Annotated in this window: 21 protein-coding genes and 2 pseudogenes; 12 read left to right on the top strand and 11 right to left on the bottom strand. The window is 35.5% G+C overall.

Annotation, left to right across the window (positions count from 1 at the left end; translation table 11 throughout):
- The first annotated feature begins 27 nt into the window (after positions 1–27).
- On the top strand, positions 28–1,086 hold the full coding sequence (locus tag WCV66_RS09220; protein ID WP_338788737.1) for a HupE/UreJ family protein: 1,059 nt from the start codon (positions 28–30) through the stop codon (positions 1,084–1,086).
- 462 nt (positions 1,087–1,548) lie between these two features.
- Here the strand turns inward: WCV66_RS09220 and WCV66_RS09215 are convergent, their stop codons facing one another.
- Entirely contained in the window at positions 1,549–2,172 is a 624-nt protein-coding gene (locus WCV66_RS09215; protein ID WP_066339868.1) for a helix-turn-helix domain-containing protein, read from the bottom strand.
- 509 nt (positions 2,173–2,681) lie between these two features.
- On the opposite strand from WCV66_RS09215, the gene WCV66_RS09210 reads away from it, so the two are divergent.
- The gene (locus tag WCV66_RS09210) at positions 2,682–3,251 is read left to right on the top strand and encodes an NUDIX hydrolase (RefSeq protein WP_338788736.1); all 570 of its coding nucleotides are present in this window, start codon (positions 2,682–2,684) and stop codon (positions 3,249–3,251) included.
- A 147-nt stretch (positions 3,252–3,398) separates the two neighbouring features.
- Positions 3,399–3,638, top strand: a complete 240-nt coding sequence (locus WCV66_RS26810; protein ID WP_413789663.1) for an EAL domain-containing protein — start codon at positions 3,399–3,401, stop codon at positions 3,636–3,638.
- 375 nt (positions 3,639–4,013) lie between these two features.
- On the opposite strand, the gene WCV66_RS09205 is transcribed toward WCV66_RS26810, so the two are convergent.
- Positions 4,014–4,946 (bottom strand): aldo/keto reductase, encoded by a 933-nt coding sequence (locus WCV66_RS09205; protein ID WP_338788735.1) that lies wholly within the window; start codon positions 4,944–4,946, stop codon positions 4,014–4,016.
- Positions 4,947–5,439: 493 nt separating this feature from the next.
- The gene (locus tag WCV66_RS09200) at positions 5,440–6,327 is read right to left on the bottom strand and encodes an endonuclease/exonuclease/phosphatase family protein (RefSeq protein WP_338788734.1); all 888 of its coding nucleotides are present in this window, start codon (positions 6,325–6,327) and stop codon (positions 5,440–5,442) included.
- Positions 6,328–7,022: 695 nt separating this feature from the next.
- Between WCV66_RS09200 and WCV66_RS09195 the strand changes: the two genes are divergently transcribed.
- A complete protein-coding gene (locus WCV66_RS09195; protein ID WP_066339879.1) occupies positions 7,023–7,316 on the top strand; it encodes a hypothetical protein in 294 nt (97 codons plus the stop codon).
- A 115-nt stretch (positions 7,317–7,431) separates the two neighbouring features.
- On the opposite strand, the gene WCV66_RS09190 is transcribed toward WCV66_RS09195, so the two are convergent.
- Complete coding sequence (locus WCV66_RS09190) at positions 7,432–8,193, bottom strand: GTP cyclohydrolase II (protein WP_338788733.1); 762 nt, start codon at positions 8,191–8,193, stop codon at positions 7,432–7,434.
- A gap of 371 nt (positions 8,194–8,564) precedes the next feature.
- On the opposite strand from WCV66_RS09190, the gene WCV66_RS09185 reads away from it, so the two are divergent.
- The 3 genes and pseudogenes from WCV66_RS09185 to WCV66_RS26805 form a co-directional block, all read left to right on the top strand.
- Positions 8,565–8,765 (top strand): cold-shock protein, encoded by a 201-nt coding sequence (locus tag WCV66_RS09185; RefSeq protein ID WP_026560151.1) that lies wholly within the window; start codon positions 8,565–8,567, stop codon positions 8,763–8,765.
- A 556-nt stretch (positions 8,766–9,321) separates the two neighbouring features.
- Positions 9,322–10,155: pseudogene (locus WCV66_RS09180) on the top strand (DUF4037 domain-containing protein).
- Between the two features lie 62 nt (positions 10,156–10,217).
- A pseudogene (locus tag WCV66_RS26805) lies at positions 10,218–10,286 on the top strand (MBL fold metallo-hydrolase); the annotation flags it as partial.
- 358 nt (positions 10,287–10,644) lie between these two features.
- Here WCV66_RS26805 and WCV66_RS09175 read toward each other — a convergent pair.
- Positions 10,645–11,571: a DMT family transporter gene (locus WCV66_RS09175; protein ID WP_338788732.1), complete on the bottom strand. Its 927-nt coding sequence runs from the start codon at positions 11,569–11,571 to the stop codon at positions 10,645–10,647.
- A 111-nt stretch (positions 11,572–11,682) separates the two neighbouring features.
- Between WCV66_RS09175 and WCV66_RS09170 the strand changes: the two genes are divergently transcribed.
- Positions 11,683–13,107 (top strand): PLP-dependent aminotransferase family protein, encoded by a 1,425-nt coding sequence (locus tag WCV66_RS09170; RefSeq protein ID WP_338788731.1) that lies wholly within the window; start codon positions 11,683–11,685, stop codon positions 13,105–13,107.
- Positions 13,108–13,243: 136 nt separating this feature from the next.
- On the opposite strand, the gene WCV66_RS09165 is transcribed toward WCV66_RS09170, so the two are convergent.
- The 6 genes from WCV66_RS09165 to WCV66_RS09140 all read right to left on the bottom strand — a co-directional run bounded on the left by WCV66_RS09165 (position 13,244) and on the right by WCV66_RS09140 (position 21,981).
- On the bottom strand, positions 13,244–13,951 hold the full coding sequence (locus tag WCV66_RS09165; RefSeq protein ID WP_338788730.1) for a response regulator: 708 nt from the start codon (positions 13,949–13,951) through the stop codon (positions 13,244–13,246).
- 7 nt (positions 13,952–13,958) lie between these two features.
- The gene (dcuS, locus tag WCV66_RS09160) at positions 13,959–15,548 is read right to left on the bottom strand and encodes a DcuS/MalK family sensor histidine kinase (protein WP_338788729.1); all 1,590 of its coding nucleotides are present in this window, start codon (positions 15,546–15,548) and stop codon (positions 13,959–13,961) included.
- 273 nt (positions 15,549–15,821) lie between these two features.
- Positions 15,822–17,069, bottom strand: coding sequence for an NADP-dependent malic enzyme (locus tag WCV66_RS09155; protein WP_338788728.1), 1,248 nt, complete (start codon positions 17,067–17,069; stop codon positions 15,822–15,824).
- A gap of 150 nt (positions 17,070–17,219) precedes the next feature.
- The gene (locus tag WCV66_RS09150) at positions 17,220–18,563 is read right to left on the bottom strand and encodes a 2-hydroxycarboxylate transporter family protein (RefSeq protein WP_338788727.1); all 1,344 of its coding nucleotides are present in this window, start codon (positions 18,561–18,563) and stop codon (positions 17,220–17,222) included.
- 196 nt (positions 18,564–18,759) lie between these two features.
- Positions 18,760–20,640 carry a molecular chaperone HtpG gene (gene htpG / locus WCV66_RS09145; protein WP_338788726.1) on the bottom strand — a complete coding sequence of 627 codons (1,881 nt, stop codon included), beginning with the start codon at positions 20,638–20,640 and terminating at the stop codon, positions 18,760–18,762.
- Positions 20,641–20,934: 294 nt separating this feature from the next.
- Positions 20,935–21,981: an NAD(P)/FAD-dependent oxidoreductase gene (locus WCV66_RS09140; protein WP_338788725.1), complete on the bottom strand. Its 1,047-nt coding sequence runs from the start codon at positions 21,979–21,981 to the stop codon at positions 20,935–20,937.
- A 195-nt stretch (positions 21,982–22,176) separates the two neighbouring features.
- Between WCV66_RS09140 and WCV66_RS09135 the strand changes: the two genes are divergently transcribed.
- The 4 genes from WCV66_RS09135 to WCV66_RS09120 all read left to right on the top strand — a co-directional run bounded on the left by WCV66_RS09135 (position 22,177) and on the right by WCV66_RS09120 (position 25,991).
- Positions 22,177–23,022, top strand: coding sequence for an ABC transporter ATP-binding protein (locus WCV66_RS09135; RefSeq protein ID WP_066339906.1), 846 nt, complete (start codon positions 22,177–22,179; stop codon positions 23,020–23,022).
- On the top strand, positions 22,973–23,899 hold the full coding sequence (locus WCV66_RS09130; protein WP_066339908.1) for an iron-hydroxamate ABC transporter substrate-binding protein: 927 nt from the start codon (positions 22,973–22,975) through the stop codon (positions 23,897–23,899). The genes WCV66_RS09135 and WCV66_RS09130 overlap by 50 nt, the downstream gene beginning before the upstream one ends.
- A gap of 71 nt (positions 23,900–23,970) precedes the next feature.
- Complete coding sequence (locus tag WCV66_RS09125; RefSeq protein ID WP_338788724.1) at positions 23,971–24,981, top strand: iron ABC transporter permease; 1,011 nt, start codon at positions 23,971–23,973, stop codon at positions 24,979–24,981.
- Positions 24,978–25,991 (top strand): iron ABC transporter permease, encoded by a 1,014-nt coding sequence (locus tag WCV66_RS09120; protein ID WP_338788723.1) that lies wholly within the window; start codon positions 24,978–24,980, stop codon positions 25,989–25,991. Before WCV66_RS09125 ends, WCV66_RS09120 begins: the two co-directional genes overlap by 4 nt.
- Positions 25,992–26,015 lie beyond the last annotated feature (24 nt).

The raw sequence follows: 26,015 nt of genomic DNA, 5'->3' as shown, positions 1-26,015 counted from the left end.
CTATTACTTTCGAAAAGGAGCTTATAAGTGAAACATAAACTACTTGTACTTATTCTAATAATTATTGCAGTAACTACTTCAGTAACAAACAACGTTGAAGCCCATAGTATGAATAGTGAAGGATTTTCAACGATTCGTGTTCAAGAAGATCATATTACATATGAGCTTCTGCTTGACCAGGAGGAATTTATCCATGCAACTGGCGTTCAGATTGATGCAGAACCGAATGAAATAACAGAAGAAAACAACAAAATTCTGCAATCATATTTTGATGAAAATTTGGAGCTGTATTCAAATGGGGTCCTGGCCAAAGGAAAAATTGACACAATTAAACCGATTCAATTAGAAGAGCGGCCATTTGTATCCATTACCATATCATTCCCTGTCGAGCATACGCCAGAGAGCTTGAATGTGGATTACAATGTTTTTTTTGAAACAGATCCAAGTCATGCAAATGTTGCAAAGATCGAAATAGATGGAAACGAGGAAGAGTTTGTTTTTACATATGAAGTCAGAGAGCTGAATACAGGGGAAATGAATTTTCTCACTAGTGCCAAGCAGTTTCTCGTTCTCGGAATCGAACATATTTTTACAGGCTATGACCATATTTTATTTGCGATCAGTTTATTAATTGGAGCAAAAACATTCCGCCAAATCATTACGTTAATTACTACTTTTACAATCGCTCACAGTATAACTTTGGTTTTAGCAACGATTGGGCTTGTCCAATTACCTGGTAGACTCGTGGAATCCGTGATCGCGTTAAGCATCATTTATGTGGCCCTACATAATATTACCCAGCCAAATTCTAAGCAGAGCCCGTGGCTTGTCCTTATTTTTGGTTTGGTCCATGGCTTTGGTTTTGCAGGTATTTTATCAGAAATGAATTTATCACAAGGTAACTTTGCTACCTCGATCCTGTTTTTTAACTTAGGGATTGAATTGGGGCAAGTTATTATTTTATCCTTGATTTACCCTGTTATCCTGTTTATTCAAAAAAAGCAGTATTATAAATGGTTTGCCCCTAGTGTTTCGACAGCAATCCTCTTGTTTGGATTAGTTTGGTTTTTCCAACGAGCATTTTAACTATCACAATGAATATTCCGAATAGAAAAATAGCGGGCAAATAAAATAACCGCAGTGCATCAACTACGGTTATCTATCCAATGTCGATTGAATTGTACGTAATTAGAAGGAACCATGTTTTTCACTCGAAAGTAATCCACCCATCTCACCAAATGCTGGGTAGATTACTTTTTAACTTTCTCGATTAAAAGGACCATTAACGTTACTAATGCTATCATAAACATTGCTGTATTCATGTCCATCAGTTGCACCTACCTTATAAGAGGCTAAGACCACCTGTCATGTTATGCAATTGCCTTGATTTCATAGCAGTAAAGTGACCCTACCTTATTCGAAACCACTTCCGTTGGTAGTTAGTTATGATATAGGATATTGAAAGAGGTGCATGTCTTATGACCTTTTTTTAAACATTTTTAATAAAAGTTGAAAATTTTTAACTTCGTTGCAAAAAAAAGGGATGCCTTAAGCATCATGAGTTTTTTCTCTGAAAAGTATCTCGTTGAGAGGTGGATAATCTAGGGCATGCCAAATTCTAAGGAAGAATTCGATAGATGGTTGTGATTTGTTATTCATATAAATCGATAAATTACTTTTATCAATGCCTGTTATTTCTGCAAGTTCCTTTTGAGTCATCTTCTGTTCCTTCATAATTTTCTTAATGTTATTTTTAATTAATCCTTCATGATCATCAATAAGTGGTTCAACATTTTGCTTTGGGGTATTTCCTAGTTGTTTGGCTGCTTCATTTAAAATGGGAAGGAATTCAGGAAGGGATTCATATAATTTTCTTGTTATTTCTTTAGGTTTATGTGCATCAATGTTGTCTAGCATTGAATCGATAAAATACATCGTTGCTCCCTTAATAAAGTCTTCCGGGGTGTATTCTACATCGATTTTATCCATTTTCGCTTCCACATTAGCATATGTAGTATAGGACTTTATCTTTTCAAAATTATCCTTTTTAAAGCCTACTTTAACAAAAACATACTCATCATTTTCTGATGTATCTTCTGGTTCAGATGTGTCATTGCCGCCAAATCCCACATACACAACTTTAGAATGATCAGAATTATTTTTTTTACTCATGTATATCGCCTCCTATACGTGGACAAGTTATGATTAATAAGTTAAGTGAGGTGCTAAAATTGACAAAAGATGAAAGAAAAGATGTAACAAGAGATGTTGGCGGCACTGGAAAGCGTTCGTAAGCTTAGTTTTCCCCTTCCAAACATGCGACGAATGTCAATAAATTTCATAATGGGTGAAAAATACTTATAGGTAAAAACATAATTTCACATTATAAAAGCGGCTCAATTTTTAGTCGCTTTTATTATATGTAAGTTTCTTGGTTCTTATTATCCACAATTGAAAAATTTCAACTTCAGGTTTAAAAAATACATTTTTTCAATTAGAGTATACTGACTCCACCTGACTTAGTTACAACTACAAATAATAATTATAGAATTATTCCTCAATTTCACCTGCTAATCTTGTTCTTCTATCTAAATTACCTAATTCTAAAAAAGAAAAAGAAAAGGATATAACTTAAATTTGTCGAACTTGACTACTATCATTTATTTATTGTTAGTGAAAGGATGGTCAATTTGTCAGCGAATTACTGTTTGAAATGTGGTGCTCCTTTAGAAACACGTAATATAGATGGAACAGACAGAAGAGCTTGCCCAAGCTGTGATTATGTATTTTGGGGTGATTATAGCATTGGTGTTGGAGCAATCGTAGTTAAAGATGGCAAAATTCTATTAGTAAAACGAGCTCATAATCCAGGAAAAGGCTATTGGACAAATCCAGGCGGCTATATTGAACAATGGGAATCAATTGAAGAAACGATTATCCGTGAAGTGGAGGAAGAGTCAGGAATTAAAGCAAAGGTACAAAGTATCGTCGCGATTCGAGATCTCCCAAATCGGGTTCATAATTTATATGTTGCTTTTGCGATGGATTACATAAGTGGTACCCCAAGACCAGATGGTTTAGAATCCGATGATGCAGGTTTTTATAGTTTGGAAGAAATTGAATCAATGAATGTAGCAGGCTTTACAAAATGGCTTATTCAAATAGCATTTCACGGGAAGACAGAGGGATTATTAAAGGATAATGATCCCTTAGTTACCCTGAAGGACCATGTGCTCTTTCGAATTAACTAATATATTACCCTTTTCTGAAAGAAAGAGTTGACTTAGACTTTTGAGCCAACTCTTTTTGTTATACAGCTTTCGTATTTTTTCCTTTATCTTGTCTAACAATACTATTAAATAAAACTTAATTATTAATTATACTAAGTTCCACTAAATATAGCCTTCCTCAAAGAACTTATAGATAAAAATAATATATCTCTTGTTAATTCAATTGTATCTTTAGCCCACAACCTTAATTTATTAGTAGTTGCAGAAGGGATTGAAACCGAAAATCAACATCAAGTGTTAGATCAAACTGGCTGTGATATTGGACAAGGCTACTTTTTTAGCAAACCATTAATGGGTACTCAGTTACAACGAGCTTTTTTAGATATAAATGAAAGAAATGAAAATTGAGACCTACCCTTCTTTACTGGAACCGTTCATACCACATGTTTATTTTTACATTGGTATATTGCTGCTGGAAAATATGTTCAATATCCCTTTGGTTACCTAAACCAAAGGGATATTCTAGTTTAACTTCTTATTCCTTTCATCCTATTAGCTCTCCCAAAAACTCATCTTCTACGTTTCATCTAATTTTCACTTTTCTTCATTTCTGATTTTTATGATTCATGGAAAAAATATGTAATTTACAAGAATCTAGCACAATGAAATCGGATGAACAGATAATTCAAAATATAAAAGATCAATTTGATAAAGTTATATTCCACTGAATAATAACAAACCAAAGCCATCTTACTAAAGACGGCTTTGGTTTGTTCAAATTATTCATTTAAAAATACTGTCGATATCATGTATTTCTTGATCAGTTAAATGAACATTAAGTGTTTTCAAATTATCTAGAACTTGCTCCGCTCGCTTTGCACCTGGAATCACCACATCAATTGAATCGCGTGTTAAATACCATGCGAGAACAACATGAGCAACTTCAGCCTCTTTTGAATTTGCAATTTTGCGGATAAGCTCCACCTTTTCTAGGTTTTTAGCAAATTCCTCACCTTTTAAGTGAGGCATATCAGCACGCAAATCGTTAAACGTCATGGCTTTATTATATTTACCAGCTAGCAGCCCAGAAGCTAATGGAAAGAATGGAATAAATGAGATATTATTTGCGCTTGTATATGGTAGGAAGTCTTGCTCTGCTTCTCGTTGGATTAGGTTATAATTTCCTTGTAAAACATCAACATAGCCATCTTTATTCGCTTCTTTTAGCTGGTCAATTGAAAAATTGGATACACCGATTGCTCTAATTTTCCCTTCATCCTTCAGTTGCTTTAACGCCCCAACAGCTTCATCCTTTGGTGTAGATTCGTCTGGGAAATGAATATAAAATAAATCTATGTAATCTGTTTGCAGTCTTTTTAAACTATCTTCTACCGATTGTTTTAAAAAAGCAGGAGAGTTATCAAGTAAGACATCATCTCCTACAAGTTTGTGTGCTCCTTTTGTTGCAATAATCAGTTCACTACGTTTTCCTGATTCTTTTATTACTTCACCTACTAGCTCCTCTGAGCGTCCAGGCCCATAAATGAAGGCAGTATCTAAAAAATTCACCCCATTGTTAAGCGCTGATCGAACCAAATCTTTTCCAACTTCTTCGTTTAAGTTCGGATATAGATTATGTCCACCAACAGCATTTGTTCCAAGGCCAATCGGATTGACATATAGATCTGTTTTTCCAATTTGTATTTGCTTAGTCATGTTTTCTTTTCATCCCCTCTCAATTTTTACCGCCTACATAATTATACTTGGGTAGAACTAGAATTTCTAATCCTGCGTTTCTTTCTAGTTACCAATCGAAACGATTAATAACAAAGGCTGTTTTCGCAAACTTTGTTGCTTTTAAAATAGTATTGGGGTTGGTTGATTGGCGCTCCAGGATGCTCGCTTTCCGTGGGGCGGGCGATGAGCCTCCTCAGCGCGAAGCGCCTGCGGGGTCTCATCTGTCCCGTTACTCCCACAGGAGTCTCGCATATCCGTTCCAATCACCCTAATCAGTTTTGTTCAAAAACAACAATCTTTTAGAAAAGAGCCATAACAAAAAAACAAACTCAAGTGTGTTACTACTTAAGTTTGGGCTTGTTGTATATATACAATAAAGTAAAGATGTAAGAGAGTAATTTCAAGGACTAAGCGAATTTCCATAGCAAAAAAAAGACCCTACCGAAATCTCTCGATAAGATCTAATAACCTATTAATTCCCATTAAAATATGGTTCTTCACGTTCCAATACGACCTCAGCAGTGATTGGAAGATGATCGGAAGCAAAGGTTTCAATCACTTCTGTATGTACTGTTTCAATGTCGTCTGATGTAAAAATATAATCAATTCTCTTTGAAGGATTTTCTACAGGATACGTGTTGGCATCAGTTTGTTCAAAAAAAACATCATGATAAATAGAATACATTGGTTTCATTTCGCTACTTTCCGGAGTAGCGTTTAAATCACCTACAATTACTTTTGGTCCATTTGAATGGTTAGCTATTTCGATAATTTCCTTGATTTGAATCTCTCGTTCTGCAGATGTTAATGCTAGGTGCGTGTTATAGAAATGCACGTGATTTCCTTTTACATTAACGGTTACATCTAACAGACCACGCTGTTCAGTATTACCAATTTTCGATAGGTAATGATTTTCCGACTTTATGATCGGATATTTGCTTAAAATCGCTGTTCCATATTGACGACGGTGATCTCCATCTGATAAAGGTTCATGGTCAAGGTTTGCTGCATATGTGTAAAACATACCAAGACGTTTTGCAAGCCATTTTGCCTGATCTTGAAAATCGCTACGGTCAGACCAATGATTATCCACCTCTTGTAAGCCAATAATATGTGCATTTGAATCCTCAATAATTGCCGCTATTCGTTCTAAGTCTAAAACACCGTCTACTCCTTCGGCATGATGAATGTTATAAGACATCACCTTTAAGTTATCAGATTGACCACGTTCTAAATTGATTTCCTGAGCAAACGTTTTATTTCCCAAATCTGTAAGATACATAATCAAACATGCAATTGAAAAGATGAATAATCCTCTTCGGATACTTCCTTTTTTATTAATTTTCTTCCTATTAACCATTACAATAACCTCCTCCAATTATAGTAGTTCTATATAGGAGGATAGCAAATGAATGAGTAGTCTCTATTACTTTAATGTAAAAAGAGAGTTTAAGTTATGTTACATAATTGTTAACTCAACCCCTTTATCCTATGTATTTATTCCCACACTAAATGAACATTCACATCATAATTCAATCAAGCACAATCTGATGGGTCTGATCAATTTTTCTCTTTACATATTTGAACGTCAGTTTACAGGATCAAAACTTCACCTTTAGACTAATTAGATAATTAGACTAATAAGAGTTATAATAAAGGAATCAGTTAAACTTGTTCTAAGGATGGTGACTTATTTGAAAAATCGTGACAAGAGGCAAAAACGTAAACGAGACATGATTAAGGACTATTTGAAAAATAAATTAAAGAATTTATTACCTAAGCCTAATAAAAACCCTGCATCAAACCATAAACAAAACTAATGTGTTCTATTCCTTCACTTTAAATTGTATGTTACGTTTTTCACTTGATAAATCGTGCAAATAATTTCTTCTTTAATTTTAGTTGAATTTTACCAAATTAAAATATTCGTTTATATTCCATCAATCTGCTTACTCTTCAAATTGTTTACAAGATAAATATTAATATTTAAAAATACATGTTTCAGTTCCACTTTTTCCTTAATGCCATATGCTTATAAATAAGGAGTGGAATCGTATGACAAATGAACCGTTTGATATCGAAACGCTTAAACTTATTAGTAATAAACTTGATTATATTTACTCAATTGCCAAATCTAATTACAAAGATAACCCAGAATTAATGGACACGATTGAAAATCTAGCAAAAGCAGCAAACATGTTCGCAAATATTAAAATTCAAGAATTAAAAGGTCATGTAGTAACATCCCACCCTCAAGGATTTATCCTGTTAAAGCTAGCAAATTCATACTCTAGGATGAAGGATTATGAGAAAAAGAAGGAGACTGACTTTCCTGCTTGGGAGCTTTGATGCTCGTTTTTCATAACGCAATACTTACAACAGTGGGATTTTTCTACCCGTTAAGAATGGATAAAAGATTGTTTACGAAGAGATCAAGGGTACATAAACCCTTGATCTTTTTTTGTCACTCATCTGGACACCCCCCTTTTAAATGACCGGAACGAACAACTTTTGTTTCTAAATATTTTTCATTAAACTCAGATTTATCTCCCCATAACTGAACCCTGCCTGCGACATTGGCACCTGACTTCTGAAGGGCTTCTAATTTTCTTGGGTTGTTTGTGATTAGCGTTACTGGATTTGATCGCAATGTTTTTAACACTTGAATGGCATCATCATAGTTCCGTGCATCATCGACAAATCCAAGCTCCAAATTTGCTTCTACTGTATCCAAACCTTGTTCTTGCAGCACATATGCCATGGCTTTACTAAATAATCCGATACCTCTGCCTTCGTGATTTGCTAAATAAAATAATGCGCCTGAACCGTGATCAGCAATCATTTTCATTGCTTGTTTTAATTGAAACCCACAATCACAGCGTTTACTGCCAAATATATCGCCAGTATGGCAAATGCTGTGCATTCGGATAAGGGCGTCGTTGGAAGCTTTAAAATCGCCATACACCAACACACTTGATTGCTGCATTTCCGCTAAATTAGAAGAGGCTAATGTTTCAATGATACTTTCTGTATTATAAGTGCCATCATTACAAAAATGCCCCGCCATATTCTCACAACGCAACCAGCAATACCATTGGAATATCGTTGTTTCTCCATTCAAGTTAACGGGTAACTTAATAGGCCCGACTAAATAAATGGATTTCTCACCACTTTTTATGACATTAATTTTATCCTCTAATAGTGATGCCACTTTTTCATTACCCATGTATTTTTCCTCCTGATATTTTTCGTTTTGACTTTTTAATATATAACCTAATTATTTTTTTTGAACACATTTTACTGTTTTATGGTTATTGTATCCAATTTATAATGTTGTGAATCTAAGCAATACAACGGAGTTATTTAAGCACTAGGGAAAACCAGTTTAAACACTATTAATAAGGAAGAATAAAGCAAAAATAATATTTAGTACTATTTTCTATTTGCTTTTCCAAAATTTATCTGTTAATCTAAAGAAGAATTATTTTTGTTCGGTCTGTAAGGATAGAATAAGTGTTTAAACTTTTCGCCTTTGATATCTAATTGAGCAACTATAGTAATAAAACGTGGATTAAATCCACACAGGAGGAAACAAACATGCAACAAGGTACAGTAAAATGGTTTAACGCAGAAAAAGGTTTCGGTTTCATCGAAGTTGAAGGTGGAGACGATGTATTCGTACATTTCTCAGCTATCCAAGGCGAAGGATTTAAATCATTAGATGAAGGCCAAAAAGTTACATTTGACACAGAACAAGGTCAACGTGGACTTCAAGCTACTAACGTAAACAAAGCGTAATTTCGGGAAGGACTCTATTATAGGGTCCTTTTTTATTTTACGTAAAAAAATAAAAAAGCATAAAAAACCCCCACTTATCAATAAGTGAGGGTAGACAACATGCTACAAGTGTTAAATGGTTAGGTACAGCATAACACACTAATCCAATAATACCTAAATAAATTTATAAATATTTCAAATTCTCCCACTTTTGCATCATAGCACGGTTACTTTTTATTCATCTAGTTCCAGGGAGATGTGAAAGGATACATTCCCTCTCTGCGCATGATATAAGTAAGTGCAACCTGCACCTGGACCCTTAAAGTCTCCTCAGTCACTTTTAGTACTTCGGTCAAACTGACCCACTAACTCGAACAAAACAAATATTGAACATTTTCATCCCACTTATATCAGATTCTTGAATTGTACCTCTTAAAGTAAACTCTAATTAAAAAACATTTACAATATGCTATATTATTAAGATGGTTTGAGTTTTTCTTTATTGAACCAAAGGATAGTTAAAGAAAAGTATTTTAAGAGAAAAATTTTCAAGGTCTATAATCCATGGAGGAAATGTATGAACTTAAGAGAAAAAGCAATTAAACTTTCAACCCTCTATCAACAAAACCAAAAAGTAAAAGGTATTTTATTGGCTGGCTCTGTTTCAAGAGAGTGGCAGGACAATCATTCTGACATTGAACTTCATATTCTTTGGTCAGAACCACCTAGTGATTCAGAAAGATTATTCCCAATAAAATTAGTAAATGGACGAGTTATTGATTTTTTTCCATACGAAGATGAAGAATGGTCTGAAACTTATCTTACAGAGGATAATATTAAATTAGAAATTAGCAACTTTTTAGTTGAAACAATAGAAACATACATACAAGACGTAGTGAATAAGTAGGATTTGGACTACGATAAACAATGTATTTTATCCTCGATTACTTATGGAAGAAGTTTATATGGACATGATCTTTTAAACAAGTTAAAAAAGGATATAGAAATATATCCTTCAAAGCTCGCAGAAAAAATGATACTTAGTAATTTAGATTTAGGTAATAGATGGAACAATCGAAACGCACTTTTAGATCGGAATGATTGGTTAATGTTATACGAAGTTATTTGTTCTATACAAAAAAAACTTTTGGCTACATTACTTGGATTAAACAAAATGTATATCCATCACCCTGCATTTAAATGGATGCATCATATTATTGACTTTATGGATATTAAGCCTGATAACTTAGATAATCGACTATCTCAGATTTTGCTAGGTGAGGTAAATGATGGTATTTCAGAACTTGAATTACTTATTGAAGAAGTACAATGTCTAGTTACTCAGCATTATCCTCACATCAATATTGAACAATATAAACAAAAAGCAAATTTTGTACGACCTAAGAATTAATTTTCAACATTCTGATTTATCCTAAGTTATTTAGTAACTTATTATTTAAAACAAAACGATTAATAGAATGCCCACCAAAAGCTAAAATTGAATGTACTTTGTCCGATGGGCAAGAGCTTCCATATTGCGAGTGAATTAACGTTCTCTTTACACCTGGCCATACGCCAGGTCATATAAGTCTTTATTTAAGGCTCTTTTCTAAAAGATTGTTGTTTTTGAACAAAACTGATTAGGTTGATTGGAACGGATATGCGAGACTCCTGTGGGAGTAGCGGGACAGGTTAGACCAAGCAGGCCCTTTTCGCGCTGAGGAGGCTCATCGCCCGCCCCACGGAAAGCGAGCATCCTGGAGCACCAATCAACCAACCCAATACTATTTTAAAAGCAACAAAGTTTGCGAAAACAGTATTAATCTTTCGGTTTTTTCTATTCTAAAATGGTCGTTTAAAATAGTACCCTTCCTTCTATATATCTAAGATATTTTTATTCTTAATTCTTAATATCAGCAAGTTTTATCACTCTCTTTTTCAAAAATAGCCCCCGTAATGTTTGAAAATTAACGAGAATTGTTCCTACAATGATCGTTAAGGCTCCTATTCCTGTTAGCCATGAAAAATATTCATGATATAAGACAACTCCCAGTACAACAGCAATTAATGGTGAGATATACAGCCAGGTTGATGGAAAAACTGGGTTTGTCTGTGAAACAAGCCAATAATAAAGACTGTGGCCTACCATTGAACCGACAATAATTAAATAAAACAGTGAGCCGATAGAGGCTGGACTGAAAACTGTAGCTAGTTGAATGTTCTCTGTACAAAAGGATAATAAAATTAATAGAATCCCACCATGCATCATTTGCGCTGCATTCAGGGCAATTGGTGATGTAGTTTCAAATTTTTTGATGACATGTTTTGTATAAATTGATCCTGATGCGTAAAAGATTTCACCAATAATAATTGCGAAGCAACCAATCAGCCAGAATGGGCTAATCTCAATTGAGAAACTTGGAAAGATTAATAACATGACACCTATGACACCGATCACACAACCGATGAATGATGTCCTATTTGCTCTTTGCTTTAATACGATTGTCTGAATGATGATAATTATCATTGGACCTGTTGCCGATAAGACAGCTGCAATTCCTGATGTTACATATTGTTCTGCCCAGTATAATGTGGCAAACGTCCCAAAGGTTAAGCCAATTCCTGTCAAAAACATTTCTTTTCGAAATAATAATCTTATTGTCGTTTTTTTTCGCCAAATCATAAAGCTAAATAACAACAACCCAGCAATTAAAAAACGTAATCCAGCTGATAAAAATGGGGGCACGCCTGCATCTACACCAATTTTTATTGCTAAAAATGTTGTACCAAAAATCAGACACATGAGAATGTAATGAATGATGACCATCTAAACTCCTCCTTTTTCCCATCATAATCGATAGTTACTAGAACAGATTGGAATAAGTAGAACAGATTAGTCAGGATCGTGGTACAATTGTTTTGAATAGGGGGAGTCGATATGAGTAAAGCGATTCAAAATGAAGGTTATCTTTTTAAACAAGTATATGATTATGTCATGCACCGAATTGAACGTAAAGAATGGAATGAGCATGACAAGCTTCCCTCTGTCCGTCAATTAGCAGCTGATATGAATGTCCATCGATTAACCGTATTAAAGGCTTATAAATTGCTGAAGCAAGATGGAAAGGTTTATGTAAAGGATAAATCAGGCTATTACGTACAAACAAGTATGAAGGAAAACAATGATTTTGAAAACATTCAATATGTTTCCGCTAATGTACAAAAAAAGCATTTATCTGACATCCATCAAGTACCAGTCTCCTATCATTTTTCACAAGCGTTAATTGATCCAAATCTATTGCCTAATCACTATTTTTCAGATTACGTAAAAAAAGTGTTTGATCTTTATCCAAAGGTACTTGCCACATACTCAACTGTGCAGGGTGATGAAGAGCTACGAGAATCTCTTACTCATTATTTTATCAACCAATATAAAACACACCTTCATGCAGATGATCTGTTAATCACTTCTGGTTCACAACAAGCGATTCATTTACTCTCTCAAGCTTTCATTAAGCCAAGAGACACCGTTTTATTTGAACGACCTAGCTATAGTGCTGCCATTGATATTTTCAGAGCACAAGGTGCTAATATAATAACTGTAGATATTCACCCAGATGGGTATGACTTAGAGCAGGTTGAATCCTATATGAAACGATATAAACCACGCCTCTTTTATCTCAATCCTACATTTCATAACCCAACCGGGTATACAGTGCCAGCCGATCAACGCAAAAAATTAGTAGAATTGGCAGAACAGTATCGCTGTCTATTAATTGAGGATGATGCTTATCATGATATCTATTTTAAAGAGACCCCTCCCCCTCCGATTTATACATATGATACGGTTGGAACAGTTATTTATATCCGCAGCTTTTGCAAATATATCTCACCTGGCTTGAGAATTGCGACTGTAATTTGTCATTCGTCCGTAATGAAATCACTACTATCGATGAAATCGTTAGCTGATAATGGTTCACCACTTCTTAATCAAAAGATTTTTCTTCATTACTTTTCATCACTAAGAATGCAGCAACACTTGGAGAAACTTCGGATCGCTCTACAGATTCGAAAGGAAATCATGGAAGAGGAACTAGCAGCAACGAATTGGCAATGGACCAGTCCCCATGGTGGGCTGAATTTATGGATAAAGCTACCTGATCACTTCTCATCTGAATTATTATTAACGAAAAGTATTCAGCAATCCATTTCCTTTGTCCCAGGCCAGCTTTGTGATCCATTAAACCAATTATCATCTTGGATTCGTTTAAGTTATTCCTATGTGAATGAAAAGCAATTAAGAGAAGGGGTAAGACGGTTTGTGGATATTGCTGGGTGCCTGTCACCACCCGAATCGTGCTGATATTTGTCGAAAATAAAAAACAACCCTATACTCAATGAACGAGTACCGGGCTGTAGGTATCTGTTTAAGACCATTACTTTATAATGTAGAAATGTACTATTGCAACTAAAATAAGTCAGCGGCCTATCTAGCCTATCTAAAGAAAGTTTTTTACACTAGTTTCTTTTCCTTTATTATAGGTATATTGGTAAATAGGCCTCCCAATTGTTCCATAATGAACTTGTACAAAAATGGCGTCTATATCGCTCAAAAATTTTAGATACTTTCTTACCGATACCCTTGAGATCCCAACACGACCAGCAATATCTTCCGTTGAAAAAGGAGACTGTCCTAAACTTTGAACTGTGTCCCATATCACTTGTAATGTACTTTTTGTTAATCCTTTTGGCAGCTCTTCTGCTATTACCTTTGATTCCTTGTAGAGGATTTGCCGATCTAACTCCTTCTGGCTTAATACCTGCTGTTTTTTCATAAACATGAATTTCTCTCGATAGGCTGATAATGCTTCTTTAAATCGGTCATATTCAAAGGGTTTAATTAAGTAGTCAACCGCCCCATACCGCAGAGCTGTTTGAATCCTATCCCTATCTGAAGCTGCAGTAATAAAAATAATATCAACCTTCATCCCTGTTTCTCGAATATGGAGTAACAACTCTATCCCTGATTTCCCAGGCATAAAGATATCTAGTAAAAGTAAATCGACCGTTTGTTTCTCTAATATTTGTAATGCAGTATTTGTAGAAGAAACAACAGAAACTAATTGAAAGCCTCCTACTTGTTCTAGGTAGCGTTTGTTAAACTCTGCAACCATCGGATCGTCCTCAACAATGAGTACACTAATCATTCTAAAATCACCTGCAATCGTATGGTATATAAACAACAAATCTCGTTCCTTGAGATAGCTTTGAGGAAATTTCAATTTCTCCACCAAGTTTTTCTAAGCTTTGGTTAACTAAAAATAGACCTAGTCCCCTGTCTTCCCCCTTAGTAGAAAATCCTCTTTCAAACATATGATTTAATGTTTCCTTCTCGATCCCGACTCCGGTATCTTTAACATCTATTGTTAAAATATCATCACCATAGTCGAAATGCACTTCTATTTGCCTTCGTGAACAGGTAGATACTGATTCGAGAGCATTGTCAATTAAATTCCCTAATATTGTAATCAACTCGTGAGATATGTGAGAATGAAGTGGCTCTGGCACCTGACGATCACTTGATATATGTAATTTTGCACCAGCTTCACGTGCATAGCTTAATTTTCCAATTAGAAATCCAGCTAATACAGGATCTTTGATATCTCTGGTTATTGCACCGATTTCATTGTTTCGATGACTGACTAACTCTTTTATATAATTTGTCATTTGGTCATAATACCCCATATGTGACATTCCCAGAATTACATGCAGTTTATTCATAAATTCATGGGATTGTGCCCTGAGCGCCTCTGCATACAAACGTACACCAGTTAATTGTTCAGCTAGTTGTTGAATTTCTGTTTTATCTCGAAATGTCGAAACAGCTCCTACTATTTTATCATTCAAAAAGACTGGTACACGGTTTACAACCAAAGTAATACCATTTAAAACCAACTCTTCGTTTGGCTCTGTTTTCCCAGTTACCATTATCTGACCTAGTTTTGAGTTGGATAGATATTCTTCCATTTTCATTCCTCGTGGTTCTTGTGTTAATCCAGCCTTTTGAAATAAACGTAAAGCCGCTTTGTTTACCAGCGTAATCCTGGAATCTTGGTCAACAGCAATAATTCCTTCCCTTACTGATTGCAAGATCGCATCTCTCTCTTGAAGCAACTTAGCTATAGTAGAAGGCTCTAGTCCAAAGAGAATTTTCTTAATATACCTTGCCATGAATACAGCCCCAAAAATACCTGCTACTATTCCTAATAATGTTCCTACATAGATATTTTTACGGCCTTGACTTACTGCTTTTTCTACGTCATTTAAAGAAATTCCTACAGCTACTACACCTATCTGCTTACCAGTACGATCAAAAATCGGTGTTAGGGAACGAAGCGATGTTCCTAATGTGCCTTTTGATACAGCCACATGTTCACTACCGTTTAAAGCAATCTCTTTCCCCTCCCCGATAAACTGTTTACCAATCTTTTTGGGATTGGGATGCGATTTCCGAGTACCGTTCATATCCATCACGACAACAAATTGAACATCTGTAAGACTGCGGGTTTCTTCCGCAAACTCTTGAATAGAGACCTCCTGCTTTTGTTTACCTAAAGCTTCTGTTACAAGTTGTGAATGTGCTACAATACGTGCCACATTTGTTGCTTTTTCTTCCTGATCCTTTTCTATGCTCGTAGCTATCGTTCTAGTTATTAGTAAATCCGTTACGAGCAAAGAAAGAACTACGACACCACAAACCAAAACTGTAATGGTCGCTTGCAGGCTCCATTTCTTTCTTTTCATTATTTCTGCCTCCAATTTCACTGGAAACCCGTGATTTTATCATTATAGTATTCCATTATTAGATCTTCCACATGCTAGTACTACTTTTTACGATGCAATCATTTTATATTTTCCACTCATATATATTATCACCTTTGCTTTTTAGCCCCACCTTATACTCTCCAGCAAAAAATAAGCTTGATAAGGTTTAGGGGTATTAACAGACAAGAGAAAACCCCTTGTTGGTCTAGACAAGGGGTTTGAGTTGATTAATTGTAAGAATTATAAGCAATCTCATCCAAAAACAGGTTGTTTTTCTCCTGCTGATGCTAATAAGTGTTCTTTCATTTCATCTACGTTGACTATCTTTTGAGAAACACCAGTTTCCATTGCAGCAGATGCTACAGCAGATGCTACATAAGCAGCTACTCTGCGGTCAAATGGATCTGGAATCACATAATCCGCATGAAGATCTTCTGTTGAAATTAATCCTGCAATTGCATAAACTGCAGCAAGTTTCATTTCTTCATTTATTTCTTTCGCATGAACGTTTAAAGCACCACGGAAAATACCAGGGAAAGCGAGCACATTATTGACCTGGTTTGGGAAATCTGAGCGACCTGTCCCTACTACGAGTGCTCCAGCTTCTTTTGCCTCATTCGGCATGATCTCTGGTACCGGATTAGCCATGGCAAAGATAATCGGATTCTGTTTCATTGAACGAACCATTTCTTTATTAACGGCACCTGCAGCTGATACCCCAACAAAAACATCAGCTCCAACAAGTGCATCTGCTAATGTCCCTTGCTTTTGTTCGTTGTTTGTAATATTCGCCATTTCTTCTTTAAATTTATTCATTCCTACTGGACGACCTTTATAAATGATACCCTTTGTATCACATAAAATAACATCTTTTACACCCATACGAAGCAACAGTTTGACAATTGCCACCCCTGCTGCACCAGCACCGTTAGCCACTACACGAATATCCTCTATTTTTTTGTTCGCAAGTTTTAGAGCATTGATTAGCCCTGCTGCAGTCACAATGGCTGTTCCGTGTTGGTCATCATGAAAAATCGGAATCTCGCATTCTTTTCGCAAACGATCTTCAATTTCAAAGCATTGTGGTGCAGCGATATCTTCTAAGTTTACCCCACCAAAAGTAGGTTCTAATAATTTGACAACCTCCACAATCTTATCAGAATCAGTCGTATTTAAGCAGATAGGGAATGCATCCACACCAGCAAATGATTTAAATAATAGTGCCTTCCCTTCCATAACAGGCATGGCTGCTTTAGGACCAATATTTCCAAGACCAAGTACAGCTGTTCCGTTTGAAACAACGGCAACGAGATTTCCCTTCATTGTGTAATCATATACTTTGCTTTCATCCTCGTGAATGTCCAGGCAAGGCTCTGCTACACCTGGGGAATAAGCAAGACTCAAATCATTCGCGTCGCGTACTGGAACCTTAGAATAGACACCTAATTTCCCTTGGTTTTCCTTATGCATCTTTAATGCTTCATAACGTAAAGTTGACATATTTCGTATCTCTCCATTAGTTGAATTTTTCTAATATCTTGTTGAAAGTAAGAAAACCTTTGACTGTATTAGTAGCTCTTGTTTCTTTCTGCTTCTCTCAATTATGTTTGAAGAACTTCTCTTACTCTTTTCGCATGTTTATACTAGTCTTTAACTTAATAATTTCAATAACAGTGTTGCTAATATAACTGTTGAAGCACCGCCAAGTCTTGTTGCGACTTGTGCAAACGGCATTAATGACATACGGTTGGAAGCTGATAAAATGGCTACATCACCTGTTCCGCCTAGTCCGCTGTGACAGCCTGTTACAATTGCCGAATCGACAGGAAACATATTCATCATTTTCCCAACTATATAGCCCGTCCCCACCATGGCAATAACAACGACAGAACAAATGACAACATAGGCCGGCGTTACAATTTTCACCACATCTTCTAACGGGATATAGAGGATCCCTAAACCAACCATAAGTGGCCATGTTAAGCTTGTTGAAACAAATTTATATAAATGATAGGCTCCTTGCTCCATTTTTGCAGGCATTACTTTCAGACATTTGACTAATGTGGCAGCAACAATCATAAGTACTGGACCAGGTATACCTAAGAATTTATGTGCGAGACTACCAAAGATGAAGAAACTACAGGCAATTAATAATCCGGCACCCATTAGCGAGAAATCGACCGGTTTATTAATATTGGTTTCCTGTGAAATCCCATCGCCACCTTTTGATTTCACTAGAACACCATTTCCAGTTAGTTCAGGTCTTTTCTCCCCTAAACGTTTCATTAATCCTGCACAAATAATCGCAACAGTATTTCCAATGACAGCAGCAGGGATCATTTGGGATACAAAACTTTCAGCAGATTCACCTAAAATTTGTGAGTATGCTAGTGAAAGCGGTAAGATTCCCTCTCCGATACCACCGCCAATAATCGGTACAACAATATAGAAAAATGTATGTTTCATGTCATACCCAAATAATAATCCAACTAAAACTCCTGCTACTACTGCAGCAAGCGTTCCTAATACGAGTGGAATAAACATACGCGTAAACCCTTGTACTAATACTTTTCGGCTCATTCCGAGTATACTTCCTGCAACTAAACAAGATATATACAGATAAAGAAAATTAGATGTTTTCATCAATGTTGTGACCGCTTCCATTGAAGCTGGATTAATCAAATTATAAAATACCATAATAGACGGAATTAAGAGTGCTAGTATCGCAGGACCGCCAATATCCTTCAATATAGGAATTTTTAACCCGATATCCCCAAGTAAAATTCCCATAACCATGATGACAGCAAAACCGCCAATCATATCAGGTGGAAGCTGATTATATACAGATGCACCATAAATAATAAGTGCCAATGCTACATATAGAGGTAAAGGAATAACTCCTACCTTCAATTCTTTAAGTTTAGATAAAAAGCTTTGTTTTTCATCTTTATCGTCCATATAATAAAGCGTTTGCAGTTTCTTTGCTGGTTCCATGTATTGCCCCTCCTTTTCTTATAATCTTAATATTATTAATTTTCAGTATAACTTGATAGATTTTGTAACTTTTAATACTATTTTTGTAATTAAAAAAAGTGAATTTTGGTGCCTGTCACCACCCGAAATTTGTCGAATACAAACAAAAAAACAGACATGCACTCAATAGATGAGTACCTGACTGTTTGATTTTATCTTATACCATTACTTTACATATATCATTAGTAAACTCAACTGGATCAATGATTGGTAAACCTTCGATTAGAAGTGCTTGGTTGTACAATAGGTTTGTATATAAGTTTAGCTTGTCTTTATCTTTTTCATAGGCATCTTGTAATGATTGGAATACCTCATGATTTACATTGATTTCAAGTATTTTATCTGCCTTTACATTTTGATTATCAGGCATTGCACTTAGAATTTTTTCCATTTCAATGGTTACTTCACCATCTGTTGATAAACATACAGGGTGCGTTTTTAATCGTTTTGATACTCTAACATCCTTCACTTTGTCAGATAGGATGTTTTTCATGTAGTCAAAGAGTTCTTTGTTTTCGCTTTGTTCAGCTTCTGTATCATTTTGATTTTCATCCACGTCAATCCCTAGATCACCACTTGATACAGATTTGAATTCTTTCTCTTTATAAGTCATGATCATTTTAATCGCAAACTCGTCGATGTCCTCAGTGAAGTATAACATTTCATAGCCTTTTTCAGTTACGATCTCTGTTTGTGGAAGCTTTTCGATTCTTTCAATCGATTCTCCAGAAGCATAGTAAATATATTTTTGATCTTCAGGCATTCTTGATACATATTCATCTAAAGTGACAAGCTTCTTTTCTTTAGATGAGGAGAACATTAATAAGTCCTGTAAAACATCTTTATTGCTTCCGAAGTCACTATAAACGCCATATTTTAGCTGTCTGTCAAAGGATTTATAAAATTCTTCATATTTTTCTCGTTCATTCTTTAATAGGCTTTGCAATTCATTTTTGATTTTTTTGTTAATGTTTTTGGCGATTAATTTTAATTGGCGATCATGTTGAAGCATTTCTCTGGAAATATTAAGAGATAAATCTTCAGAATCAACCATTCCCTTAACAAAACTGAAGTAGTCAGGAAGGAGGTCTGCGCATTTGTTCATGATCAATACACCATTGGAATATAGCTCTAATCCCTTTTCATATTCTTTTGAATAATAGTCATATGGCATTTTCTCTGGAATATATAAAATTGCATTATATCTTATAGTACCATCGACACTGATGTGAATATGTTTGATCGGCTTGTCGAAGCCATAATGTTTTTCTGTATAAAACTTCTCGTAATCTTCTGCTGTAAGCTCATTTTTATTTTTTCTCCAAATTGGAACCATGCTATTTATTGTTTGTTCTTCTTTATAATCTTCTAACTCATTTTCGCTATCTTCCTTTGGTCTTTGTCCAGTAACATCCATTTTAATTGGGTAGCGAATGAAGTCAGAGTATTTTTTGATGATTGCTTTTAAGCGATACTCTTCTAAGAATTCATCATAGCTTTCATCTTCTGTATTTTCTTTGATTTTCAGCATGATCTCTGTACCAACGGAAGCTTTTTCTTGTGGCACTATCGTGTATCCATCTGCACCTTGAGATTCCCACTTATAAGCTTCATCACTGCCTAATGCCTTACTAGTAACAGTTACAACGTCAGCTACCATAAAAGCTGCATAAAATCCTACCCCGAATTGACCAATAATATCATGACCATCTTTTAATTCATTTTCATTTTTGAATGCTAAAGAACCACTTTTTGCAATAATTCCAAGGTTATTTTCAAGATCTTCTTTCGTCATTCCAATCCCAGTATCTGTGATTGTCAAGGTTCTATTTTCTTTGTCAGCAGACACTTTTATGTAATAACTATCTTGGTCAAAACTTAAAGCGTCATCAGTCAATGCTTTGTAATAGATTTTGTCAATTGCATCACTTGCATTCGAAATTAACTCTCTTAAAAAAACCTCACGCTGAGAATAAATTGAGTTAATCATCATTTCTAATAATCTTTTGGATTCGGCTTTGAATTGTTTTTTAGCCATTATTACCTCTCCTTTCGAATAAACACTACGTGAATATTATAACGTAGTAATAGATTCTATAAGCTAGATTTCTCAAATAATTAGCACTCTATTTAACTGAGTGCTAGTATATATTTTTTAATATCATATCCGCAATTTCGTGTCAACATATCATAAGGATTTTCCCAATAAAATAAACGCTAACCTTATATAAGGTTAGCGTTGGAATACACTTTTTCTTCATATCAATTATCTCCCATAGATGTGCTTCTATATTCAACAATCCTAAACATAAATTATATGGAGGCTTTTACTTTAGTTCATCATCTGTTTTACGATCTCTTTATTGCGCTTTTTAAAGATTTCATTATGAGAAGAAACCATCCCGTTTTTAGTAGCGTCCGGTTGGATATATTGCTTAGCTTTATTTACAGCGTTGGCTGCATCTTGAAAAGCACCAGCGATTAAATGTAATTTTCCATCGTGCTTAAGAATATCACCCGCAGCGTAAATTCCATCAATAGAAGATTCGCTCGTAGCATTACCTGAAATATAATAATTTTCCGATAATTCAACATTCACTTCACTATTTTCTAGTAATGTCGAATCACGTTCATAGCCATGATTTATTATTACTTCATCAATTGGCAAATATGATACCTCTTTTGTTTCATGATTTGTCAGTTCAACACGTTCAATGTCATTATGGTTTGCACAAGCAATTAGTTTTGTTATCGAGGTGTTAAAAAAACAAGTAGCTGAACTGTTCATTAGTTGTGTTACTTGAGCTTCATGGCCTGCAAAGGTATCTTTCCGATATGTAACATAAACTTTTTTTGCAATAGTCTCTAATTCATTAGCCCAATCAATTGCAGAATTCCCTCCACCAGAAATGATGACTGTTTTATCTTTGAAACGTTTTAAAGACTTCACAGTGTAATTTAAATTAGATACTTCAAATCTTTCTGCACCTTCTATTGCTAGCTTCTGAGGATTTAATATCCCACCGCCAACTGCAACTATAACTGTTTTCGAATAATGCTTTTGACCGGAGCTGCCTTGTAAGACAAAAATACCTGCTTCATTTCGTGAGATTGATTCTATTTTTTCATTTAACACCACTGTTGGATTAAATGTTAATCCCTGCTCAACAAGCTGTTCAATTAATTTAGCTCCTAAAATTGGTGTTTGCCCTCCAACATCCCAAATCATTTTTTCCGGATACACATGAATTTTCCCACCTAATTGAGGTTGATATTCAATTAGCTTTGTTTTCATTTCTCTAAGTCCACTATAAAAAGTTGAATATAGCCCGGCCGGACCGCCTCCAATTACTGTCACATCAAATAATTCTTGCATCATTTCCGTTCACTCCTTCATAACCAAACATTATTGATTATCATTCTCATTTAACTATACGATGATTCTCTGCAATTTACAATCAAAATAATCATTGACATCAGAAAAAGATAGAATTATAGTTAGGAAAGAGTTGAAGTTGATAATCATTATCATTTATTTCCTTATTCTAAATATTTAACCAAATGGAGGTAGAAAATGGTTCGCCTATATACAGATAAAGTAACGATCGGCTATGGTGAACGCTTAATTGTCAAGGATCTCAGTGTTCAAATCCCAGATAAACAGATTACCACTATAATTGGACCTAATGGCTGTGGGAAATCCACCCTGTTAAAAGCAATTACTCGCATTATCTCACAGCAATCTGGTGCAGTCGTATTAGATGGAATGAATATATCTAAAGAAAATACGAAAGTTCTCGCTAAAAAAATGGCAATTCTTCCACAAACACCTGAGAGTGCAAGTGGTTTAACAGTTGGTGAGCTCGTTTCTTATGGTCGCTTCCCCTATCAAAAGGGCTTCGGACGCTTAACGAAAAAAGATTATGAAGTGATTGACTGGGCTCTAGACGTTACAGGTACAACAGACTTTAAATTCCGACCAGTAGATTCATTGTCAGGAGGCCAACGACAACGAGTTTGGATAGCAATGGCGCTAGCACAAGAGACAGACATCATCTTTCTAGATGAACCTACAACGTATTTAGATATGGCACATCAACTAGAGGTTTTAGAACTATTGCAAAAGCTTAATGCTGAACAGGAACGGACGATTGTTATGGTTCTTCATGATTTAAACCAAGCTGCTCGTTTTGCTGACTACATCATTGCTTTAAAAGACGGACATATTGTAAAGGCTGGAAATTGCGAAGAAGTTATTACCCATGATGTACTAAAAGAAGTTTTTCATATTGATGCTGAAATTGGAAGAGATCCTCGAACAAACAAACCAATGTGCATCACTTACAATTTATTAAAAGGAGAATGTCAACATGAAGAAACGATTGATTCCATTTATTCTGCTGTTAGTGTTAATTATTAGTGCTTGTGGGAACAAGACAACAGAAGAAGAAAATAATAGTTCAGCGCCGAAAGAGAAAGAGAAAGAAACAATTACATACCAATCTGAAACTGGTCCAGTTGAAGTACCAGCTGACCCTAAGCGGGTAGTTTTATTATCAGGTTTCACTGGTAATGTGATTGATTTAGGAGTAAATGTTGTTGGTGTTGATGTTTGGTCTAAGACGAACCCAACTTTTGAAGAAGAATTAAAAGATGTAGAAGAAGTATCAGATGAAAGCTTAGAAAAAATTATAGAATTAGAGCCAGATTTAATCATTGGATTATCAAATATTAAAAATATTGATAAATTAAGTGAAATTGCTCCTACTGTAACCTATACATGGGGCAAATTAGATTATTTAACACAGCACGAAGAAATCGGTAAGCTCTTGAACAAAGAAAAGGAAGCAAAAGAATGGGTTGAGGACTTCAAAAGCCGTGCCCAAGCAGCAGGTGAAGAGATTCGAGCAAAAATAGGCGAAGATGCAACCGTATCTGTTATCGAAAGTTTTGATAAGCAGCTTTACGTATTCGGTGATAACTGGGCACGTGGAACAGAAATATTGTATCAAGCAATGAACTTGAAAATGCCGGAAAAAGTAAAGGAAATGGCCTTGGAATCTGGTTACTATGCATTATCGGCAGAAGTACTTCCTGAGTATGCTGGAGACTATGTAATTTTCAGTAAATACTCGGACGCTGATAATTCATTCCAAGAAACCGAAACGTACAAGAATATTCCAGCCGTTAAAAACAATCGAGTATTTGAAATGAGCGGGAATGGAGCCTCCTTTAGTGATCCAGTCACACTGGAAAAGCAACTCGAATTTTTCAAAAAATCATTTCTAGCTAACTAATACAACCTGGAGGGATTCTTTTTTTAAGAATTCCTCTTCACCTATTCTATGAAAGAAAAGATGAGATACTAATGCAAAAAAAAAATCAACGATCGATCCTTTTTGTATATAAACTGATTATTGGCCTACTTCTATTTATTGGTATGTTTTTTGTTGCCTGTGTTTTCGGAGCTGCAGATATTACTGTCAGGGATGTATGGTTAGCGCTTACTTCTAATGCTACTGGAGAAAAAATTTCGATTATCCGAGAAATTCGTTTACCACGTGAGATTGCTGCAATTTTTGTTGGTGCTGCCCTTGCTGTTTCCGGAGCTATTATGCAAGGAATGACGAGAAACCCACTTGCTGATCCAGGTTTACTTGGACTAACCGCTGGTGCAAATGCGGCATTGGCAATTGCTATAGCTTTTATCCCATCAGCGAATTACTTCGGTATTATGGTTGCTTGTTTTATTGGTGCTGCTGTAGGAGCCACTATGGTTTTCGGGATTGGTGCAATGAAAAAGGGCGGATTTTCACCACTCCGGATTGTATTAGCTGGCTCTGCTGTTTCTGCATTCCTTTTTGCAATCTCAGAAGGCATTGGTATTTACTTTAAACTCTCAAAAGATGTATCTATGTGGACAGCAGGAGGTATGATCGGAACCTCATGGAGTCAGCTTCAATTAATTGTTCCATTTATTTTGATTGGTATACTTATTTCTCTTTTCCTCTCAAGACAGCTTACAATACTTAGTTTAAATGAAGAAGTTGCGATTGGATTAGGCCAAAAGACAACAACAATAAAAATAATTCTATTTATTGTTAATATTATACTTGCTGGTGCTGCTGTAGCACTTGTAGGGAATATGGCATTTATCGGTTTAATGGTTCCTCATATGGTTAGGGCAATTGTTGGAACAGATTACCGGTTTATTATACCTATGTCAGTCATTTTTGGAGCTACTTTTATGCTTTTGGCCGATACACTTGGTCGTACAATCAATTCTCCTTATGAGACACCAGTAGCTGCCATTGTTTCGGTGATGGGTTTACCTTTCTTCCTGATTATTGTCCGTAAAGGAGGTAAACTATTCTCATGATTCAACCAGCACTAATAAAAAAACAACGTATCATTCTATGTGTTCTCCTAGTTCTTATTATGTTGACAATTGTCATTGGGACAGGAATTGGCTACTCCTCTTTAACATATGACAGACTAATTCCAACCCTTCTTGGTCAAGGTACTTTTAAAGAAGAATTTGTTTTATTCTCGATTCGATTACCTCGAATTTTTATTACGTTATTAGCTGGAATGGCATTAGCCTTATCTGGCGCTATTTTACAAGGAATAACACGAAATGATTTAGCTGACCCTGGAATTATTGGTATTAACTCAGGAGCAGGTGTTGCAATTGCCATTTACTTTTTGTTCTTCCCAATAGATGTGGGTTCATTTGTTTACTTGCTACCACTTGTTGCCTTTGTCGGGGCAATACTTACGGCATGCTTGATCTATTTATTTTCATATACCCGAAATGAAGGTCTTCAACCAGTAAAATTAGTATTAATTGGGGTTGGGTTTTCACTGGCGCTCTCGGGAATGATGATTGTCCTAATATCATCTGCTGAGCGTACAAAAGTAGATTTTATCGCAAAATGGTTAGCAGGGAATATCTGGGGTACTGATTGGCCATTTATTTGGGCAATTCTACCATGGCTAGTTATTCTAATTCCATTTACCTTATACAAAGCAAATCGTTTAAACCTCCTGGGTCTAAGTGAGCCTGTATCAATTGGTGTTGGTGTTTCAATTGAAAAAGAACGCATTATATTACTTTTTACTGCTGTTGCTCTCGCAGCTTCTGCCGTGTCTGTCACTGGAGGAATAGCCTTTATCGGACTTATTGCTCCACATATTGCAAAAGCATTAGTCGGACCAAGAAATCAACTATTTATCCCTATTGCCATTTTAATTGGCGGCTTACTCTTATTATTTGCGGACACTGTTGGACGAAATTTAGTTGACCCGGATGGTATTCCTGCAGGTATTATGGTCGCATTAATTGGTGCACCGTATTTTATTTATTTGTTATTGAAAAATAGCAAATAACGGTGATAAGACCTACTACGTATA

The sequence above is a fragment of the Metabacillus rhizosphaerae genome, assembly GCF_037201795.1.
GTDB lineage: Bacteria > Bacillota > Bacilli > Bacillales > Bacillaceae > Metabacillus > Metabacillus rhizosphaerae.
The sequence above is the reverse complement of the archived record's forward strand: the minus strand, read 5'-3'. Positions and strand labels throughout refer to the sequence as shown.

Coding starts and splice junctions, on each gene's coding strand:
- WCV66_RS09215 (WP_066339868.1), bottom strand. CDS start 2,172: ATGAGTAAAAAAAATAATTCTGATCATTCTAAAGTTGTGTATGTGGGA.
- WCV66_RS09210 (WP_338788736.1), top strand. CDS start 2,682: ATGGTCAATTTGTCAGCGAATTACTGTTTGAAATGTGGTGCTCCTTTA.
- WCV66_RS09205 (WP_338788735.1), bottom strand. CDS start 4,946: ATGACTAAGCAAATACAAATTGGAAAAACAGATCTATATGTCAATCCG.
- WCV66_RS09200 (WP_338788734.1), bottom strand. CDS start 6,327: ATGGTTAATAGGAAGAAAATTAATAAAAAAGGAAGTATCCGAAGAGGA.
- WCV66_RS09195 (WP_066339879.1), top strand. CDS start 7,023: ATGACAAATGAACCGTTTGATATCGAAACGCTTAAACTTATTAGTAAT.
- WCV66_RS09190 (WP_338788733.1), bottom strand. CDS start 8,193: ATGGGTAATGAAAAAGTGGCATCACTATTAGAGGATAAAATTAATGTC.
- WCV66_RS09185 (WP_026560151.1), top strand. CDS start 8,565: ATGCAACAAGGTACAGTAAAATGGTTTAACGCAGAAAAAGGTTTCGGT.
- WCV66_RS09175 (WP_338788732.1), bottom strand. CDS start 11,571: ATGGTCATCATTCATTACATTCTCATGTGTCTGATTTTTGGTACAACA.
- WCV66_RS09170 (WP_338788731.1), top strand. CDS start 11,683: ATGAGTAAAGCGATTCAAAATGAAGGTTATCTTTTTAAACAAGTATAT.
- WCV66_RS09165 (WP_338788730.1), bottom strand. CDS start 13,951: ATGATTAGTGTACTCATTGTTGAGGACGATCCGATGGTTGCAGAGTTT.
- dcuS (WP_338788729.1), bottom strand. CDS start 15,548: ATGAAAAGAAAGAAATGGAGCCTGCAAGCGACCATTACAGTTTTGGTT.
- WCV66_RS09155 (WP_338788728.1), bottom strand. CDS start 17,069: ATGTCAACTTTACGTTATGAAGCATTAAAGATGCATAAGGAAAACCAA.
- WCV66_RS09150 (WP_338788727.1), bottom strand. CDS start 18,563: ATGGAACCAGCAAAGAAACTGCAAACGCTTTATTATATGGACGATAAA.
- htpG (WP_338788726.1), bottom strand. CDS start 20,640: ATGGCTAAAAAACAATTCAAAGCCGAATCCAAAAGATTATTAGAAATG.
- WCV66_RS09140 (WP_338788725.1), bottom strand. CDS start 21,981: ATGATGCAAGAATTATTTGATGTGACAGTAATTGGAGGCGGTCCGGCC.
- WCV66_RS09135 (WP_066339906.1), top strand. CDS start 22,177: ATGGTTCGCCTATATACAGATAAAGTAACGATCGGCTATGGTGAACGC.
- WCV66_RS09130 (WP_066339908.1), top strand. CDS start 22,973: ATGAAGAAACGATTGATTCCATTTATTCTGCTGTTAGTGTTAATTATT.
- WCV66_RS09125 (WP_338788724.1), top strand. CDS start 23,971: ATGCAAAAAAAAAATCAACGATCGATCCTTTTTGTATATAAACTGATT.
- WCV66_RS09120 (WP_338788723.1), top strand. CDS start 24,978: ATGATTCAACCAGCACTAATAAAAAAACAACGTATCATTCTATGTGTT.